Raw genomic sequence first — 18,609 nt, forward strand, 5'->3', positions numbered from 1 at the left:
CGAAACCTTACCTTTGCTTAATTATGTTTTCTTTGATGAAGGGTCAACATCAATTCCAACACGTTATGTTGCATTATCACCTACACAAGCGGCAACATTTAAGCAAGAAGATTTACAACAAGAGCCTTCAGCAAACATGGATGTTCGTTCTCAAAGACAATTAAACGTGTATTATAATGTACTTAACATTCTAGGGGACCGTATGAGAGCAAATCCAGAGGTTAACATTACCCTGTCTGGAGCTTCATTAGCTGGTCCTAAAGAAGGAAATGTTTTTGCTACGGAAATCAAAAAATATCTAGTAGATGTATTTAGCATCAATGAAAATAGAATAGCAACAAACGGAAGAACCAAACCTATAAACCCTTCAGAACAGATAGGTGGCAAAAAAGAACTAAATTTATTAAGAGAAGGAGATCGTAGAGTCGATATTCAAAGCAATTCTAATACATTAATGATGGAATTAGGGTCTGGATTGAAACCTATTCATATTAACACTACACAGGCCAATGGTACTGATGGGGATGTTATTTTCTATGTAGGCAAAGCAAATGAAGTGCTAAGTTCTTATACCATTGACGTTACTAATCCAGGTGGAGCAACACAGCAATATGGACCATTTACTAAAAATGAAGAACACATCGCAGGTAAAACCATTTTGGGTACTAGTACCTCCGGTACATTTAAAGTAGCGTTGACAGGCACAACCAAAATGGGCAATGTCATTAAAAAAGAGAGTACTGTAGAATTAGTAGCTTCCGAAGAGCAAATAGAAAATGGCTTACGTTATAGCATATTATATAACTTTAACAAAGCCAATACCATTGAAACCTATGCCAAATTCCTTACAGAAGAAGTGGCTCCTTTAATCACTGAAAATTCAACGGTTAGTATTCATGGTCATACCGATATCATTGGAGGTGAGGTCTACAACTTACAACTATCTAAAAAAAGAGCACAAGAAACGCAACAAATTCTAGAAGCTGCACTTGTTAAAGCTGGAAAAAGAAATGTAAAATTTGAAACAACTGGTTTTGGAGAAGCTGAAGATCGTTCTCCTTTTGAAAATGGAAAACCAGAAGAACGTTTTTATAACAGAACAGTTGTGATAGATATTAACACAATCAAATAATATCATATCTGGATAGGTATGTAAACTAAGCATACCTATTCAGATATTTTTGTAATAACTTCAAGAAGAATTTGTAAGCTGATGTCAATGATTTTGGCTTTTTTTATGCAATCAAGTTACTTGGATATATACCAAATTGCAAAAGCAACAATGTAACATGGAAAGACACTGCTCATGCAATATTAAATGTTTATCGTTAATATTGTGCTATTAATTCTATCCATGAATGAACACTACTATACTAATTATTGATGATGAAATTAAAATCCGAAGCTTATTAGCAAGGATTATCGAGCTAGAAGGATTTTCAGTTTTACAGGCGGCCAATGCAAAAGAGGGATTGAAATTACTGCAAGTGCAGGATGTGTTGGTAGTTGTAAGTGATGTGAAATTGCCAGATGCTAACGGGGTTGAGTTAGTGAAGCAAATCAAAGCCTTAAAATCTTTTGTCGAAATAATAAACCTAACTGCATACGGCACAATTGCAGATGGAGTTTTAGCAATTAAAAATGGTGCTTTCGATTACTTAACAAAGGGTGATGATAACGATAAGATAATTCCACTTGTTTATAAAGCAGTTGCGAAAGCAGAACTTCAGCTTAGGGTATATGAATTGGAGAATAAAATTTCCGGAAAATATAGCTTTGTAAACATTCTAGGCAATTCAAAACCTATCAAAGAAGCAATCGCACTAGCTGAAAAGGTTGCTGTAACAGACACAACTGTTTTGTTGTTAGGAGAAACTGGAACAGGAAAAGAAGTATTTGCACAGGCAATTCATTATGGAAGTCTTAGAAAACAAAAACCATTTGTAGCATTAAATTGTAGCGGCTTTAGTGCAGAATTATTAGAGAGCGAACTATTTGGTTATAAAGCTGGGGCATTTACAGGAGCCAATAAAGACAAAAAAGGACTTCTAGAAGAAGCAAATGGTGGTACACTTTTCTTGGATGAAATAGGCGAAATGAACCTTGATCTTCAAGCGAAGCTATTGCGGGTATTAGAAAATCAATCATTTATTAAAGTCGGTTCAACCACCACAAGCCAAGTCAATGTCCGGATATTGGCGGCTACCAATCGTGATCTTAAAGCACAGGCTGATGCCGGTCATTTCAGGTTAGATCTCTATTATCGCTTGTCAGTATTTGTCATCAATTTGCCTTCGCTAAGCGAGCGTAGAGCTGATATTAGCTTATTGGCAGAATATTACTTAAAGGAATTTGCCAGAAAAGTAAATAGACCAAATCTGAAAATGGATGCAAAATTACTTGCTATATTCGATAAACACAACTGGAAGGGAAACGTAAGAGAACTCAAAAATGTAATCGAAAGATTGGTTATTTTAAATGATGGAGAGGTTATCGGTACTTCACAATTGCCAAACGAATTTTTTATAGATTCCTCAAATGCAAATCCATTCGATCTTCAAACCATAGAAAAACAACACATTCAAAAAGTATTGGCGCATACAAAAGGTAATAAAACAGAAACTGCCCGTTTATTGAACATAGGGCTGACAACACTTTATCGGAAAATTGAGGAATATCATCTAGGCGATTAGGAGTTTTTAATTTTTTCATTTCGGTAAAATACCCTTCCATTTTGGAAGGGTATTTTTGTTTTAAGTGACTTTAATCATCATTAGTATTGTCTTTAATCAATTGTTTTTCAAATAGTTATCGTGAAATTGGTTTAAGTGGTACGCAACTTGGTATTGGGTACAAAATTAAAAATCATATGTACACAATTGTCTTATTACTCACCCTCCTCATCTTTTGTTGGATCATATACAGGTCCATTGATTGGTTCGAAAACATCTAATCTTATGCTAGCACTATTTATCATTTCAATAGCCGTTTTCCTTTATATGGTCTACGTGCTTATCAAACCAGAAAAATTCTAAAAAATGAATACAGAATTCTTGGGCATCATCGCCACCTTCCTCCTTACTTTAGTAATCGCCATTCCATTAGGTAAATATCTGGCTAAGGTATTTGCTGGTGAAAAAGTTTGGACGGACTTTTTAAAACCAATTGAGAGCGGAATATACAAGCTTTCGGGTATCAATCCTAAAGAACAAATGGATTGGAAACAGCATTTAAAAGTGTTATTACTCATCAATACAGTTTGGCTAGTTTATGGCTTTTTTGTACTGTTATATCAGGATAAGCTACCATTTAACCCTGATGGAAATCCAGGAATGCCAGCTGATCTTGCTTTTAATACGATTATCAGTTTTGTAGCCAATTGTAACCTGCAACATTATTCAGGCGAAAGTGGGGTAAGCTATCTTTCGCAGCAATATGTACTCATGTTTTTGCAATTTGTAAGTGCGGCTACAGGAATAGCAGCAGCTGTAGTGTTATTTAAAGCTTTTAGAGACAAAACAACCTCAACATTGGGTAATTTCTGGGAGTTTTTTGTAAAGGCTATAACCAGATTATTATTGCCACTTTCCATTGTTATCGCCTTAGTATTAACCTTTAACGGAACACCTGCAAGCTATGCTAGTAAAGATCAGTTTATTTCATTGCAAGGCGATACTGTAAATGTTTCCCGTGGTCCAGCGGCCCAGTTCATTGCCATTAAACATTTAGGAACAAATGGTGGTGGCTATTTCGGAGCAAACTCTTCCCATCCATTTGAAAACCCTAGCTATCTTACCAATATGGTAGAGATGATAGCGCAAACGATTATCCCAATTGCTATGGTCATCTGTTTTGGATATTTCATCAGAAGAAGAAAATTAGGATGGATGATCTTTGGCGTAATGACCATTGGTATGCTATTGCTGATGATACCTAGTTTAACCTCAGAATTAGGCGGAAACCCAGCACTAGAGAAACTCGGAATAGCTCAAACTACAGGGGCAATGGAGGGAAAGGAAGTAAGGATTGGTCCAGCGGCTACAGCCTATTGGAGTACATTAACTACAATTATTTCTACAGGTTCAGTAAATGGAATGCATGATAGTACAATGCCGCTAACAGGTTTATGGCAGTTGTTGGGCATGATGATTAATGGTTTGTATGGAGGTTGTGGTGTAGGGATTTTAAACTATTTCATCTATCTAATCATCGCGGTATTTATTTCGGGATTAATGGTCGGACGAACACCAGAATTCTTAGGGCACAAAGTGGAAGCTCGGGAGGTAAAGATTGCAGCCATCATCACGTTGCTAAGCCCATTTTTGATTTTAGCAGGAACTGCTTTGGCTTCCCACATTTTTACCAATAATGGAGATGCCGCATGGGCAGTGCAACCAAAAAACTGGTTGAATAATCCAAGTTTCCATGGTTTTTCAGAAATGTTATATGAAGTTACTTCATCAAATGCAAATAACGGTTCTGGTTTTGAGGGTTTAGGTGATAATAACATGTTTTGGAATGTGTTGACAGGGATTGTTATTTTGCTTGGCCGTTTTCTTCCCATCATTGGGCCATTAGCAATTGCAGGTTTGTTGGCAAAAAAGAAATATATTCCAGAATCTGCAGGTACCCTAAAGACAGATACGCTAACGTTTAGTCTGATGACTTTCGCTGTAATTCTTGTGCTGAATGCACTTTCCTATTTCCCTGCCTTGGCACTTGGTCCAATCGCAGAATATTTCACAATGCTTAAGTAGATTTTAAAATGAAATCAAATAAATTATTCGAGCCTGCCCTAGTGCAAAAAGCGCTCAAACAATCTTTCATCAAACTAGATCCAAGAGTGATGATCAAAAACCCAGTAATGTTTACTGTGGAGATCGGCACTTTGGTTATGGCTTATGTTACTATATATTCCATATCAAACAGCGGACAGGGTTCTTCATTATATAATTGTTGCATTTTTTTGGTGCTGTTATTAACTGTTTTGTTCGCCAATTTCGCTGAAGCAATTGCAGAGGCAAGAGGAAAGGCACAGGCAGATAGTTTACGCAAGACAAGAGAAGAAACGCCAGCCAAAGTAGTTTTAGCGAATGGAAGTTATGAAATCCGTTCTTCCAATACCTTAAAAAAAGGCGATGTGTTTATCTGTGAAACTGGAGATATCATTCCAACTGACGGAGAAATTATTGAGGGTATTGCTACTATTGACGAATCTGCGATAACAGGAGAATCTGCGCCTGTAATTAGAGAAGCTGGGGGTGATAAGTCTTCGGTTACCGGTGGTACAAAAGTACTATCTGACGAAATTAAGGTGATGGTAAGTACAGAACCTGGCGAGAGTTTTCTGGATAAAATGATTGCCCTAGTTGAAGGTGCATCCCGCCAAAAAACTCCAAATGAAATTGCATTGACCATCTTATTGGCAAGCTTCACCCTAGTATTTATCATCGTTTGTATTACTTTAAAACCATTTGCCGATTATGCAAATACGCCCATTACTATTGCTGCATTAATTTCGTTGTTTGTGTGTCTAATCCCAACAACTATTGGGGGATTACTTTCTGCAATTGGTATAGCTGGTATGGACAGAGCTTTACGGGCGAATGTAATTACAAAATCGGGAAAAGCGGTTGAAACAGCAGGTGATATTGATGTATTGTTATTGGATAAAACTGGTACAATCACAATTGGTAACCGCAAGGCAACAAATTTTTATCCAACCGATGGTGTAAATAGCAGGAAATTTACTAATGCCTGTGTGTTGAGTTCTTTAGCCGATGAAACGCCAGAGGGAAAATCGATTATAGAATTAGCTAAAGGCGGTAACAGTACTATTTTAGAAACTGCGCCTATCGGATCAGAATTTATCAAGTTTACTGCAGAAACCCGTTCAAGTGGTTTAAATACTGCCGACGGAAAAAGGATTAGAAAAGGCGCATTTGATTCGATTAGAAACATCGTTCAGCAGGCTGGAAATGTTTTCCCTTCAGATATTGAAGAAAAAGTAAAACAGATTGCTTCGAATGGAGGAACACCTTTAGTGGTGTCGGAAAATGAAAAAGTATTGGGAGTAATAGAATTACAGGATATCATTAAACCGGGCATTAGTGAAAGGTTTGAACGTTTACGGAAAATGGGTGTAAAAACTGTAATGGTTACGGGCGACAATCCATTAACTGCCAAATACATTGCCGAAAAAGCGGGAGTAGATGATTTCATCGCAGAAGCAAAACCTGAAGATAAAATGAACTACATTAAAGATGAACAGGCTTTGGGCAAATTAGTAGCCATGATGGGTGATGGTACAAATGATGCACCAGCACTGGCACAAGCTGATGTTGGTGTAGCCATGAATAGTGGAACACAGGCTGCAAAAGAAGCTGGCAATATGGTCGATTTGGACAATGACCCTACTAAGCTGATCGAAATTGTAGAAATAGGTAAACAACTATTAATTACAAGGGGAACATTAACCACTTTTTCGATAGCCAATGATGTGGCAAAATATTTTGCCATAGTTCCTGCATTGTTCATTGCTTCCATTCCTGCTTTGCAAAGCCTAAACATTATGGGCTTGCATACACCAGAAAGCGCAATCATGTCTGCCGTGATCTTCAATGCGATTATCATTCCAATCCTAATCCCATTGGCACTTAAAGGCGTTGCCTATAAACCTATAGGCGCAACGGCATTATTAAGAAGAAACCTTTTTATCTATGGAATTGGAGGAGTTGTAGCGCCATTCATCGGTATCAAACTCATCGACTTAGTTGTAGGCTTATTTGTGTAAATATAAACTGTCACATTGAGCTTTTCGAAAGGCAAATAGAGATCCTTAGCTACGCTCAGGACGACAAAAACGTAAAAAAATAAAAACTAAAAAAATGAAAAAATATATCATTCAATCCATTCGCTTAACACTTGTATTAGTAGTGTTGTTATGCGTAATCTATCCAATCAGCATTGCTTTGGCAGGAAAATTTAGCAAAGGAAACGGAAGCGGAGAAAAGATAACCAAAAACGGAAAAGTCATTGGCTATGCCTTATTGGGCCAATCCTTTAACAAACCAGAATATTTCTGGGGAAGACCATCTGCAGTTGGCTATAACGCAGCAGGCTCAGCAGGTTCTAACAAAGGTCCATCAAATCCCGATTACCTAAAAGAAGTTTCTAATAGGATCGATACGCTATTGAAATACAATCCGACCATCAAAAAGGGAGATATTCCAGCTGATATGGTAACTGCTTCGGGAAGTGGTTTAGACCCAAACATTTCTGAACAAGGTGCAATCATACAGATCAAAAGAATTGCTGCTTATCGCAAAATCGATGAAAGAAAAGTTGCAGCATTGGTTGTCGAAAATACCAATACTCCATTCCTTGGACTTTTTGGACCAAGTACTGTGAACGTGCTAAAATTGAATTTGGCACTTGACAAACTAAAATAAGTGAACAAATTCAGTTAGCAGAAATCAAAAAATACCCCAAAATAAAATCACCTAATAGGTGTAATCACATTAAAAAAATGAAAAAATTAATAATAGTCGCTGTAATCTTACTTACAACATCAAACATAAAAGCTCAAGAATCCCCTAAAATCAAAGTGTCAGGATATTTGGAAACCTATTACGGTTACGATTTCAATAGACCTGTTGATAATAATCGTCCGTCATTTATTTATTCTCATAATAGACATAATGAGGTAAACCTTAACTTGGGCTTTATCAAAGCAAACTACGACTCAGAAAAGGTAAGAGCAAACATAGCCATCATGGCAGGAACCTATTCAAATGCTAATCTTTCAGCAGAACCAGGTGTGCTAAAAAATATATATGAGGCTAATGCAGGTTTAAAATTGAGCAATACAGCAAACCTTTGGCTTGATGCAGGGATTTTCTCATCCCATATCGGTTTCGAAAGTGCCATAAGCAAAGATTGCTGGGTATTAACAAGAGGTATTTCTTCAGAGAACACCCCTTATTATGAAACAGGTGCTAAATTAACCTATGGCACAGCCGATGGGAAATTAACAGCAACCGTACTCTACCTAAATGGGTGGCAAAAAATCAAAAGACTTGATGGAAACAGCAAACCAGCAGGCGGATTGCAATTGACCTTTAAACCTACTGCTAAACTAACCTTAAACTACAGCAATTATTTAGGTACAGAAGGTGTAAATGCGGTACGAGTAAATAGATTTTACCATAACTTTTATGCTATTGCACAACTAACGGATCAATTTGGCTTAACTGCTGGATTTGATTATGCAACTCAGCAAAAAGTAAAAGGGTCAGCGGCTAAAAGCGAAGTTCTTTCTCCTGTGCTCATCGCTCAATATAAATTCGATCCAAAATGGATTGTTGCAGGTAGAGCTGAATTTTACGATGATAAAGACGGAGTTTTCATCGCCACTGGTACACCAAATGGATTTAAGACCATGGGCTATTCCTTAAATCTTGACTATTCGCCAATTAGCAATGCAGTAGTTAGACTTGAAGGTAAAGTTTATGATAGCAAGGACAAAATCTTTGTCAGAGATATAAATACGGTAAACCATAACGCAACTCTAACGACAAGTATAGCTATATCGTTTTAACAACAAAATAATGGAAGATGTAAAGAATTTTTTGGATCTGGTAAAGAAAAACCGACGCGGCAAGCTCAAAATCTATATTGGCATGAGTGCTGGAGTGGGTAAAACTTATCGTATGCTGCAGGAAGCACATGCATTGTTACGAAATAGTATCGATATCAGAATTGGTTACATTGAAACTCATTTTAGAGCAGAAACACATAGCTTGCTCGAAGGTGTTCCAATCATCCCAAGAAAAAAGATTTTTTACAAAGGCAAAGAAGTAGAAGAAATGGATGTGCAGGGAATAATCAATGCACATCCAGAAATTGTTATTGTTGACGAGTTAGCGCATAGCAATGCGGAAGGAAGTAAGAACGTAAAGCGATGGCAGGATGTATGCGATATTTTAGCTGCAGGCATTAGCGTAATTTCTGCAGTAAACATCCAACATCTAGAAAGTATAAATGAAGAGATAGAAGAGATCACAGGAATTCAGGTGACAGAAAGAGTTCCAGATAAGATATTGGAATTGGCAGATGAAATTGTAAATATCGACTTAACTGCTGATGAACTGTTGAACCGTTTGAAAGAAGGAAAGATTTATAAGGAAAATAAAATAGAACAGGCCTTAAACAATTTTTTCAAGCCAGAAAAGATATTGCAGCTGAGAGAGATGGCACTAAAAGAAGTTGCACATCAGGTTGAGCGTAAGGTAAATATAGAAATTCCTAAACAGATTAAACTTAGGAATGAACGTTTTTTGGCTTGTATTTCTTCCAATCCTGATACTGCTAAAGTAGTCATTAGGAAAACTGCAAGACTGGCATCGTATTACCATTCGCACTGGATTGTATTATATGTTCAGAGCAGTAGCGAAAATGCCGATCGCATTAAGCTCGACAAACAGCGCCATTTAATTAATAACCTAAAATTGGCAACTGAACTTGGTGCAGAAGTGATTAAAATTAAAAATGACGCGATTACACAAACCATAATTAATATGGTAGAAGAAAAAGAAATTACAACAATTTGTATTGGAAAACCGCATTTTAATCTATTCCAACTTATTTTGAGTACGAGTGTATTTAATCAGTTATTAAAAGCAATGGCCAAACGAGATACAGACTTGGTAATCTTATCCTAAATTTACAGTAATGAAAATAAAAACTAAACTCCGCTTAGGCTTCATATTCCTATTTCTGATTATTATCAGTTTCGGTGGAATTTCAATGTATCAAATCAATCGCATTGCAGACCATGCAAAGGTGGTATTAAAAGATAATTACAAATCTTTGGTGTATGTGAATGAAATGCGCATAGTATTAGATGAGCAAAACGAAAAAATAAGTAATGTGAACAGTGCCAAATTCGAAAAGGCGTTGCGCTTAGAAGAAAAAAACATTACAGAAAATGGTGAAAAGCTTGCAGCAACTAAGTTGAGGAAAGCATTTAATACAGCATTAAAGCCTGCCGACAAAAATGAGTATACCAATGCAATAGCGCAGATGAGAGTGCAACTAAGAGCAATTGATGAGCTCAATATGAATGCTATTGTAAGAAAAAATGCAAAAGCCCAGCAGGCTACTGAAAAAGCCACTATTTATCTGGGTGTAACTGCTTTTGTATCGTTCTTAATCTTATTTAGTTTTATAGTCAATTTTCCAGGTTTCATTGCCAATCCATTACGCGAATTATTAGATGGTATTAGGGAGATCAGTCGTAAGAATTATCAACAGCGTCTTCATTTTGAAGGGAGTGATGAATTTGGAGAATTGGCTTCTGCTTTTAACAAAATGGCATTAGAGCTAAAAAATTGGGACAACACCAATGTTGCTAAGCTCAAATCGGAGAAGCAACGTATTGAAACCATAATTGAACAGATGCAGGATGCTATTATTGGCGCAAATGAAAAACGGGAAATCCTTTTCTTTAACAAGGTTGCTGGAGAATTATTAAATCTTGCTCCAAAAGATGCAATTGGTAGGGACATTGATGAACTGGCTAAAAGAAACGAATTGCTAAAAACTGTTTTATTGCCGAAAGCCAATGAAGAGCCATTAAAAATTTTTGCTGATGGAAAGGAATCATTCTTTTTATTGGAAAAAAGGGAGATAACCGCACCAAATCTCGATGATCAGTCAGAAGGGATTGTTACTTCGCTCAAATCAGCTGGACAGGTTTATGTATTAAAGAATATTACCAAGTTTAAAGAGCTAGATGAAGCCAAAACTAATTTTATAGCAACTGTATCACACGAACTTAAAACACCACTTTCTTCTATAAAAATGAGCCTGAAATTGCTTAATGATGAACGTGTAGGTAGTATGAATCAGGAACAGTTACAGCTTATTGGCCATATTCAAGAGGATAGTGAACGGTTATTAAAGATAACTGGAGAACTTTTGGACTTAGCGCAAGTGGAAACTGGGAATCTGCAATTGAATATGGTTATTTCTGACCCAATAGATATAGTGAATATTGCTGTAGAGGCTGTTCGTTTCCAAGCCGAACAAAAAGATATCGCATTAGAATTAATAGGAACTGCAGATAAACTACCGAATGTAAATGCCGATGTTCAAAAAACCGCTTGGGTGCTGGTTAATTTCCTTTCCAACGCTTTAAGATACAGTAGTATAAAATCGAAGATTACGTTACAGGTTAAATTAGCTGATAATTTTATTGAATTTTCTGTACGTGATTTTGGTAAAGGGATTGAAGAACAATATCAGAAAAAATTGTTCGACAGATATTATCAAGTACCTACTGATGGACAGAACAAATCTGGATCTGGTTTGGGACTTGCCATTTCTAAAGACTTTATTGAAGCAGAACAGGGAAGGATTTGGGTAGAAAGTGCCTTAGGTGAAGGAAGTAGGTTCTGTTTTACGCTACCCACTGTTATTAACAATTGAAATAACGAGCTTAGGCTACGAAGCGAACTCCTTTGGCTCTAAGGCAAGCTCTGAGATATTGTCAATAATATGCTTAGATAATGATCTAGCTGATTTGTAACCATTAGCAATTAACCTTCTAGAGGCGAATATTCTAATCTATTGACTAAAAGCTCAATGAATTCGATCACTTCCTGTTTGGTATTGCTAAAGGAAAAAACAAGCCTAGCGTATTCTTTCTGCTCATCCCAATAATAAAAGCTGGTATAAACTTGTAAGTTTAAATAAAGCCATTTTGGTAATGTTAAAAATACCACATTAGATTGCACGGGATAGACAATTTGCACTCCAGCTATCAATTTTACCTGATTTTCGAAATATTTGGCCAATTGGTTAGTATAATTAGCAATTTCCATCCATAAACTATTCTCGAATAGTTTTGCAAACTGGATAGCAATGAACCTATTCTTTGAAGCTAGTTGCATACTCCGCTTATGCATGAACCAAAAGTGGTTGGGTTTGGATACCCCAAAAAAAATAACTGCCTCTCCAAACATCATCCCAATCTTTGTGCCGCCAAGCGTTAATGCATCTATCCCGATTTGGGTGCTTAGTTCCTTTAAAGAGACTTTTAGGCTGACGGCCGCATTAAAAAAACGAGCACCATCAACGTGTAACAACAGATTGTGCATGCTGCAAAATGTTTTAATTGCTTGTAGTTCTGCTATCGAATACACAGTTCCATATTCTGTGGGCTGTGTGAGGGTAACCACCCCAGGCTGGGGATGATGTAAGTCGCCAATTCTCTTTACTTGTTGGCTTAATGAATCAACATTGATCTTTCCTTGTTCAGAGTTAACAGAATATAGCCTGCAACCTATAAATGCCTCAGGTGCAGTGCTTTCATCTACATAAAAATGTGCTATATCTGAACAAAATATGGATTGGTGTCTTTGTGCAAGGCATCCTAAAGCGAAATTATTTGCACCAGTACCGTTGAAGGTGAAGTGAACTTCAATTTTCTCACCGAATTCTCTCCTGAGGAATTCAATAGCCGTGGACGTATCGTCATCTTTTCCATAGGAGGTTGCAAATCCTTGGTTAGCCTCTAGTAATGCCTGCATAATGCTAGGATGCACATGGTCATAATTTTCGCTGGAAAAGTTGATCATTTGCTTTTTTGTTTGAGAAAATTAATAGCGGTTTTCAAAATTAGGTCTTCTTCAGGGCTTTGATTTGACATAGCTACTGTAATTGTTGGTTTATATAACTCACGTGGAGTTCCATTAATGTGATATAGTCGCTCAGTAGAAATATTAAAACCAATTTTTGCATTGGGCATTTTGAAACTTTCTACAGCACCATTTAACCTCGCTAACTCTGTTCCTATAATTGTAGCTCTTTTCATACCGTCAAAGGCAATGGTAATGCCCTCACTGATACTGCCTGTCCAATGGTTAGCAAGGATGACCACCTGCCCAGAGTAGGTGATGCCCCTTGGAGATACAATTTCTACCCAAGATCGCTTGATCCCTGTTTCCTTTTCCTCAGCATACAGCTCATGCTTTTGGTAAAAGTGCTCCTTTGCAATGAACCGACCAAGGATGGCTCTAGCCACACTGGTATTGCCTCCGCTGGCTGTTTCCCTTAAGTCGATAATTAATGCCCTTTTTTGAAGAGATGCGTTCAGAACACTATCAAACTTTGGTATTAATTCGTTATCGTAAAGAAAATTGTTGACTTTGATGTAACCAATGTCGTTGAAGGTGGATGATTGCACCATGGCTGGATATTCAATGTGCTCAAGCAGCATACCATCTTTGTCTGGGAAAAAATCTTTTAAACCGGTCTCAGTTCTCAAAGTGATTTTTCTTTTACTAATATGATTTCCAGCCAGTGCTAAACGCAGAGCATAGTTTCTTGCTTCTATAGTACTGTTATGCGCAAGATAAGGTAGTATAGCCTCTGCTACTTTTACATCGTTTATTGCGACAACTTCCATACCAGCTTTAATACCAACTTTTTCTGCACCCATGCCTTTCCTTACTTCATCTATCATTGCTCTGTTATCTTTATAAGAGGCCCATATGTCTGTGCTGGTAGGAACTAGTCTACTTGATATGGGCGTGTTTGTATTAAGGGAGCAATGATGGTCGTATAATTCATTCATTGCCTTTTCAAGGATGTGAACAAAACTATTTCTAGACGTAACCGTATCGATTTGGACTTGGTAAATTGGTCTTAAGCTACTCCAGTCAATTTTTTTCTTATCAAAATAGGCATAGTTATCGTTGATGGTTTTCCAGAAGTAATCAAAATCTGTTTTGTACTGCGTGGTAGAGGTTTGTGGAAAAGCTGTCAATGTAAGTAGACAGAGTGTTAAAGAAAATAGTTTTTTCATTCGATTTAACTTGTTAAGATATTTTATGCGATAAAGTTAGCTATCTAACTAATTGCACTATTGGAAGATATTGCAACTAGCGGTTAGTACTATAGGCTATTGGAGAGATGCCAGTAAATTTCTTGAAGTAATTGCAATAATGTGCTGCATCATAAAAGCCTAACTCAATTGCTATGCTTAAAAGTTCTTGACCTTCTTTTAGCATTGACTTGCTTTTTTCGATACGCTTTAGTATAAAATAGTTGTTTGGGGTAAGGCCAGTCTGGAATTTAAATAACCTAATGAATTTGAATTTATCGATACCAAATCGCCTAGCTGCCTCCTCTAGAGAAAACTTATTCAAGCTCTGATCTGCAAGGAATTCATCAAATAAAGATTGGATCTTTGTGTCTTGAAATTCAGCCAATTCATTTCCGTGCCTTAAGCAGAGGTGAAAAAGTACTTGCTTGAGTTCTTCTTCGTAGTTTGGCATAGTATGCGCTTTTTCTATCACAACGGCTAACTGGTGCAGGCTTGTAAATATCCCTTGGTCATAGATCACCTTTTGATTAAAGAAGATTGATTTGCTCTGGTTACAATATTCAAGAAAGTCCTGACTTACGTAAAAAGTAAAAAAAGAAACACTTCCAGTCTTATCAAAAGGATTAGAATGAATTTCCTGGGGATTTGTGATAAGTATGGTGCCGCTTGGTGCAACAATCAGGCTATTTTCTAATTTGGTGTTAAAGGCACCATCATATATTAAGGTAATGTTATAGGTTGGATGAAAATGTGAAGGAAAAGAGCTGTTATAGTCTTTTACAGATAGCGCTTCAAGTCCTTCACCAATCGGCAACTTATAATATTTAGATGGCATGACCTTTATTCATTGTTCTAATTTAACAAATAATTCAAGGCCCTGCAAACAGCCGCCTTAAAACAAAAACTATTTTGTAGTTGGGTCTATCACAGCCTTTACTTCCGCAATCGCGGTGATTGGAAAGTTGCCTTTTTGTGCATGCTCTCTTACTACTTCTTCACTTTCGGCTATATGGATGCAGTAGATTTTATTTTCTGTAACAAAGGACTGGATCCAATGGTAGGGTTTACCAAGTTGATCGACTACTGCGCATGAGATTGTAGAGATAGAAGCCAATTCCTCTGCTGATAATTTCCCTGCTCCTAGCAGTTCTCTTTCGATGACAAATTTTTTCATTTTTTCTTAAGTTTTTTAATGTTTGGTTTCGTGGTTTCATGAAACACTTGTGGTTACAAAATTAACCTGCAACTATAAAATAGCATTGGAAAATATTGCAACTAAAAAGAGAATATTAAGTATGCTAAATCTAATAGAAGCACTATAATTTTTTAAAAAAACTTACTCGTTTATGATGTGAAACGATTTATAGGTTCGCTATCTTTATCAAAAAAACAATTATCAATGAAAGCATTTTTAGGAATGGGCCTTTTGGGTTCGAATTTTGTAAAAGCAATGCTCGCTAAGGGAGATCAGGTTCAGGTATGGAACAGGACATCATCAAAGGCAAAGGCACTTGAAACCAATGGCGCAAAAGCTATCGAAAATATCATAGAAGCGGTAAAAGGAGCAGAACTTATCCACCTTACCTTAAAGGATGATGATACTGTAAATGAAGTATTAGTAGCTGCAAGTGCTGGATTTAAGCCAGGAGTAATCATTATAGACCATACCACAACTTCAGCAAAAGGAGCTGTTCAACGAACTGCAGAATGGAAATCTAAAGGGTTCACTTACCTACATGCGCCTGTGTTTATGGGACCACCCAATGCGCTGGAGAGTAGTGGAAGTATGCTCGTATCGGGCGACCAACAAGTAATCGCAAAAGTAGAGGGAGAGCTGTCGAAAATGACAGGCAAGCTGATTAATCTTGGTCCAGAAGAAGGTAAAGCTGCAGGTTTGAAACTTGTGGATAATTCTTTTTTGTTGTCGATGACCACAGGGTTATCTGATACCTTGGCACTAGCAAAAGCTCAAGGTATTCCTTCTAGCGATGTAGCTACATTGTTTAGCACATGGAATCCTGGTGCAGGAATGCCGGCAAGGTTGGGCAGAATTCTAGAGGGGAATTTTAATAATCCCTCATGGGAACTGGACATGGCTCGCAAAGATGCAGGATTGATGATAAAAGCAGCAGAAGAGGGGAAAACAAAGTTAACCGTTATACCAGCGATAGCTAAAGAAATGGATAATTGGATCGCTAAAGGATATGGCAGTCAGGATTGGAGCATTATCGCTAAAGATAATCTCTAGAGATAAAGGTTATCAATTTTAAAGATTTAGTTTTTCTAAGTATGACTAGGGTACTTGTTGCTTTTCTTAGGCATATCTTTGTTGCGTCGCTGAAATTTTGACAATCAAAACTGAAAAATTTTCATTTATACTGAAAAAATTTCAGCAGAAAATGCCTTCTGAAGCCTTTGGCACATCACTTGTTCTCAAATTTTTGGGAATGATTCCCGATTTTAATTAATCATAGTTTTAATCATTAAAAACAAATTAAGGAGGAAAAACCAATGACAATGGTTAAATTCAATTCAGACAAATCAAACAACAATCAAAGAGGTTTGGTACCATCATTCGGTGATGTATTTGATTCGATCTTCACCGACAATTTCTTTACCAAGGCAGACATGAGTTTAGTGCCTGCGGTGAACATTAGTGAAACTGCCGACAATTTTCATGTAGAACTTGCTGCACCAGGTCTTGCCAAAGAAGACTTTAAAATCAACCTGGAACGCAAGATGCTGAGCATTTCTGTACAAAAAGAACAGTCAAACGAACAAGAAGACAAAAATTATTCAAGGAAAGAGTTCAGCTATAGCTCGTTCACCCGTTCATTTACATTGCCAGATAGTGTCGATGAAAATGGCATAATTGCGAAATACACAAACGGTGTGCTCCGTTTGGATATCCCCAAAAGGGAAGAGGCTAAGCATATCACTCGTCAAATAGCAATTAGCTAAATACGATTATAAAGAAAAGAAAATGGCTGCTCAATTGAGCAGCCATTTTTTAGTAATTATTGTTTTTCGTAGGTAAATTTGGTAGTTTTTGTACAATTTAGGAAGACTTTTTATTCCTTCTTCCGATGTGATTTATACAGATCAATTATATTTCTTAAATGTATCGCTCAATTATTTTCAAAGTTAGTGATACACCAATTCTAATCATATCATCTTTTAGGGGTATTTTTTTGTAACCTTGAGCTGTTTGTTTGTTCTTGGATAATATGTTAAATCGATTCATAGATATAACAAGTTTTTGATTTTGCACCAACTTGATAAGGATAAGTTGTTTCTACAGAAATCACTCTTCCTTTGGTATCTGTCTTATATTGCTGGATAAATTTTCCAGAGATATCTGATGTATAGGCAAAGTCCCTAGTTAGTAAAGTGCTGGGTTTTACTGCTCCTGGAATAAAAATTGCTGAAGGATCCGATATATCTCCAAAGAATTCGGTTGCAAACCTTTCCTCAGGAAGCCCAGGTTGTTTATTGGTGCCAGTAAGGATGGTATTCTTTCCGTTATTTTTATAATCGTAAGTACTTTCCATTACAATTTCACCAACCCCGTTACTAATAGAAAAGCTAGATAGATGTCCACTTGAATAACGGTAAGTATAGCTGAAGTTTAGTGTTAAGATTGGCTGCTTTGGGTTTTGAATGTTCATAGTGGAAAGCGTGTAGTTCGTAAGCTGATTCCCTGAATAACTATATTGATAAATGTTTAGGTTTTTCTTGTCGTATTGGTTTTCTACAACTGTTTTAACGAGACGGCCCTGCTTGTCATAATTAAATGTTCTAATACAACTAAGCGTTCTGTTCTTGGATTTAATATCTAAGGTATATTGCAATGTTCGCTTTAATTTTTCATCATCGCTATATTGTAGTTCTGTGATACTACCCTTAGAGGTGATAATTTGAGTAAGACGAGAATCAGCATATGACTGGTTATTTAATGTTGATGTGTGAGTTTCAGATTTGCGAAAGATGTTCTTTTTGCATGATGAAAATATCGTAGCAGTTGCCAATAGACAATAAATGGCTTTTTGTTTCATTTTTAAAGGGATTGAATGTTTGTTTAGAAAGTGGGATGATTTTGTTAACTATTTATAAAACAAAGGTATAGCTGTATAAAGACTTAAAAAATCATCTTTAAGGTGTGTTTTTTGAGCACTTATTACCAATTCTTAAGAATAGCTCACTCTTATGGATGATTTTTTAGATTAGATGTTTCTTAAAAAGAAAATTATTATCCTTTTTTCTCATCGTGAAGTAGAATTTTTCACTAATTGAAACTCAGAAATCAATATGAGTTTTAAAATGACTTGATTTAATGAATTCGCTTATAATAGCCTAAATCGCAAGTAAATTAACCTTAAAACAATAAACATAGTTACATCAATTCCTAAAGAAACAAACGTTTGCATTCAGTTTGTTTAATCTTGTTTTGAATAACATTTTTAACTAACAGTTAAAATAGGTTAAAGGACTAGAAATAAGCCTTTTTCAAAGATTAAAATTTACTCTATACTGGAAATTTTTCGCTGCTATTATTTATGATCAGAATAGGCAGTAAAAATAATTGGAATCCCATCATTCTCAAGCCGTTTACGTCTCTATTGTTTTTTAAAGAAGTTGTTTTTTAAACAAACGTTTGCGCTATGAAAAATAAAAAACTGTGCTTTTCGAATATATATCTTGCGTTAACAAACTAAGAA

Annotated in this window: 16 protein-coding genes; 11 read left to right on the plus strand and 5 right to left on the minus strand. The window is 36.5% G+C overall.

All coding sequences use genetic code 11. The features are described from left to right. The 9 genes from WC622_RS14075 to WC622_RS14115 all read left to right on the plus strand — a co-directional run. A partial coding sequence (locus WC622_RS14075; protein WP_372820338.1) for an OmpA family protein occupies nt 1-1,132 on the plus strand: 1,132 nt, incomplete at its 5' end. Nucleotides 1,133-1,358: 226 nt separating this feature from the next. Next, entirely contained in the window at nt 1,359-2,693 is a 1,335-nt protein-coding gene (locus WC622_RS14080) for a sigma-54-dependent transcriptional regulator (protein WP_372820339.1), read from the plus strand. 264 nt (nt 2,694-2,957) lie between these two features. Continuing rightward, nucleotides 2,958-3,035: a potassium-transporting ATPase subunit F gene (locus WC622_RS14085; RefSeq protein WP_372820355.1), complete on the plus strand. Its 78-nt coding sequence runs from the start codon at nt 2,958-2,960 to the stop codon at nt 3,033-3,035. 3 nt (nt 3,036-3,038) lie between these two features. Then, the gene (gene kdpA, locus WC622_RS14090) at nt 3,039-4,757 is read left to right on the plus strand and encodes a potassium-transporting ATPase subunit KdpA (RefSeq protein ID WP_372820340.1); all 1,719 of its coding nucleotides are present in this window, start codon (nt 3,039-3,041) and stop codon (nt 4,755-4,757) included. Nucleotides 4,758-4,765: 8 nt separating this feature from the next. Beyond that, entirely contained in the window at nt 4,766-6,793 is a 2,028-nt protein-coding gene (gene kdpB, locus WC622_RS14095) for a potassium-transporting ATPase subunit KdpB (protein ID WP_372820341.1), read from the plus strand. 94 nt (nt 6,794-6,887) lie between these two features. Further along, nucleotides 6,888-7,451, plus strand: a complete 564-nt coding sequence (locus WC622_RS14100; RefSeq protein WP_372820342.1) for a K(+)-transporting ATPase subunit C — start codon at nt 6,888-6,890, stop codon at nt 7,449-7,451. A 77-nt stretch (nt 7,452-7,528) separates the two neighbouring features. Further along, the gene (locus WC622_RS14105; protein WP_372820343.1) at nt 7,529-8,599 is read left to right on the plus strand and encodes a porin; all 1,071 of its coding nucleotides are present in this window, start codon (nt 7,529-7,531) and stop codon (nt 8,597-8,599) included. 10 nt (nt 8,600-8,609) lie between these two features. Continuing rightward, a complete protein-coding gene (locus tag WC622_RS14110; protein WP_372820344.1) occupies nt 8,610-9,722 on the plus strand; it encodes a sensor protein KdpD in 1,113 nt (370 codons plus the stop codon). Between the two features lie 10 nt (nt 9,723-9,732). Then, entirely contained in the window at nt 9,733-11,490 is a 1,758-nt protein-coding gene (locus WC622_RS14115) for an ATP-binding protein (RefSeq protein WP_372820345.1), read from the plus strand. Nucleotides 11,491-11,600: 110 nt separating this feature from the next. Here the strand turns inward: WC622_RS14115 and WC622_RS14120 are convergent, their stop codons facing one another. The 4 genes from WC622_RS14120 to WC622_RS14135 form a co-directional block, all read right to left on the minus strand. Then, entirely contained in the window at nt 11,601-12,641 is a 1,041-nt protein-coding gene (locus WC622_RS14120) for a low specificity L-threonine aldolase (protein WP_372820346.1), read from the minus strand. Next, nucleotides 12,638-13,870 carry a S41 family peptidase gene (locus WC622_RS14125; RefSeq protein WP_372820347.1) on the minus strand — a complete coding sequence of 411 codons (1,233 nt, stop codon included), beginning with the start codon at nt 13,868-13,870 and terminating at the stop codon, nt 12,638-12,640. The genes WC622_RS14120 and WC622_RS14125 overlap by 4 nt, the downstream gene beginning before the upstream one ends. Nucleotides 13,871-13,946: 76 nt before the next feature. Beyond that, a complete protein-coding gene (locus tag WC622_RS14130) occupies nt 13,947-14,726 on the minus strand; it encodes an AraC family transcriptional regulator (protein WP_372820348.1) in 780 nt (259 codons plus the stop codon). A gap of 69 nt (nt 14,727-14,795) precedes the next feature. Further along, nucleotides 14,796-15,065, minus strand: a complete 270-nt coding sequence (locus WC622_RS14135; protein WP_372820349.1) for a DUF4242 domain-containing protein — start codon at nt 15,063-15,065, stop codon at nt 14,796-14,798. A 225-nt stretch (nt 15,066-15,290) separates the two neighbouring features. Between WC622_RS14135 and WC622_RS14140 the strand changes: the two genes are divergently transcribed. Both WC622_RS14140 and WC622_RS14145 read left to right on the plus strand, forming a co-directional pair. Beyond that, nucleotides 15,291-16,139, plus strand: a complete 849-nt coding sequence (locus WC622_RS14140; RefSeq protein ID WP_372820350.1) for an NAD(P)-dependent oxidoreductase — start codon at nt 15,291-15,293, stop codon at nt 16,137-16,139. Nucleotides 16,140-16,408: 269 nt separating this feature from the next. Next, nucleotides 16,409-16,852, plus strand: a complete 444-nt coding sequence (locus WC622_RS14145) for an Hsp20/alpha crystallin family protein (RefSeq protein ID WP_372820351.1) — start codon at nt 16,409-16,411, stop codon at nt 16,850-16,852. Nucleotides 16,853-17,121: 269 nt separating this feature from the next. Here WC622_RS14145 and WC622_RS14150 read toward each other — a convergent pair whose 3' ends face one another. Next, entirely contained in the window at nt 17,122-17,946 is an 825-nt protein-coding gene (locus tag WC622_RS14150) for a hypothetical protein (protein WP_372820352.1), read from the minus strand. Nucleotides 17,947-18,609 lie beyond the last annotated feature (663 nt).

It is taken from the genome of Pedobacter sp. (assembly GCF_041662865.1).
Classification (GTDB): Bacteria; Bacteroidota; Bacteroidia; order Sphingobacteriales; family Sphingobacteriaceae; genus Pedobacter.

Excerpts from the sequence above, each read along its gene's own strand:
- WC622_RS14080 (WP_372820339.1), top strand. The coding sequence starts at position 1,359 with ATGAACACTACTATACTAATTATTGATGATGAAATTAAAATCCGAAGC.
- WC622_RS14085 (WP_372820355.1), top strand. The coding sequence starts at position 2,958 with ATGCTAGCACTATTTATCATTTCAATAGCCGTTTTCCTTTATATGGTC.
- kdpA (WP_372820340.1), top strand. The coding sequence starts at position 3,039 with ATGAATACAGAATTCTTGGGCATCATCGCCACCTTCCTCCTTACTTTA.
- kdpB (WP_372820341.1), top strand. The coding sequence starts at position 4,766 with ATGAAATCAAATAAATTATTCGAGCCTGCCCTAGTGCAAAAAGCGCTC.
- WC622_RS14100 (WP_372820342.1), top strand. The coding sequence starts at position 6,888 with ATGAAAAAATATATCATTCAATCCATTCGCTTAACACTTGTATTAGTA.
- WC622_RS14105 (WP_372820343.1), top strand. The coding sequence starts at position 7,529 with ATGAAAAAATTAATAATAGTCGCTGTAATCTTACTTACAACATCAAAC.
- WC622_RS14110 (WP_372820344.1), top strand. The coding sequence starts at position 8,610 with ATGGAAGATGTAAAGAATTTTTTGGATCTGGTAAAGAAAAACCGACGC.
- WC622_RS14115 (WP_372820345.1), top strand. The coding sequence starts at position 9,733 with ATGAAAATAAAAACTAAACTCCGCTTAGGCTTCATATTCCTATTTCTG.
- WC622_RS14120 (WP_372820346.1), bottom strand. The coding sequence starts at position 12,641 with ATGATCAACTTTTCCAGCGAAAATTATGACCATGTGCATCCTAGCATT.
- WC622_RS14125 (WP_372820347.1), bottom strand. The coding sequence starts at position 13,870 with ATGAAAAAACTATTTTCTTTAACACTCTGTCTACTTACATTGACAGCT.
- WC622_RS14130 (WP_372820348.1), bottom strand. The coding sequence starts at position 14,726 with ATGCCATCTAAATATTATAAGTTGCCGATTGGTGAAGGACTTGAAGCG.
- WC622_RS14135 (WP_372820349.1), bottom strand. The coding sequence starts at position 15,065 with ATGAAAAAATTTGTCATCGAAAGAGAACTGCTAGGAGCAGGGAAATTA.
- WC622_RS14140 (WP_372820350.1), top strand. The coding sequence starts at position 15,291 with ATGAAAGCATTTTTAGGAATGGGCCTTTTGGGTTCGAATTTTGTAAAA.
- WC622_RS14145 (WP_372820351.1), top strand. The coding sequence starts at position 16,409 with ATGGTTAAATTCAATTCAGACAAATCAAACAACAATCAAAGAGGTTTG.
- WC622_RS14150 (WP_372820352.1), bottom strand. The coding sequence starts at position 17,946 with ATGAAACAAAAAGCCATTTATTGTCTATTGGCAACTGCTACGATATTT.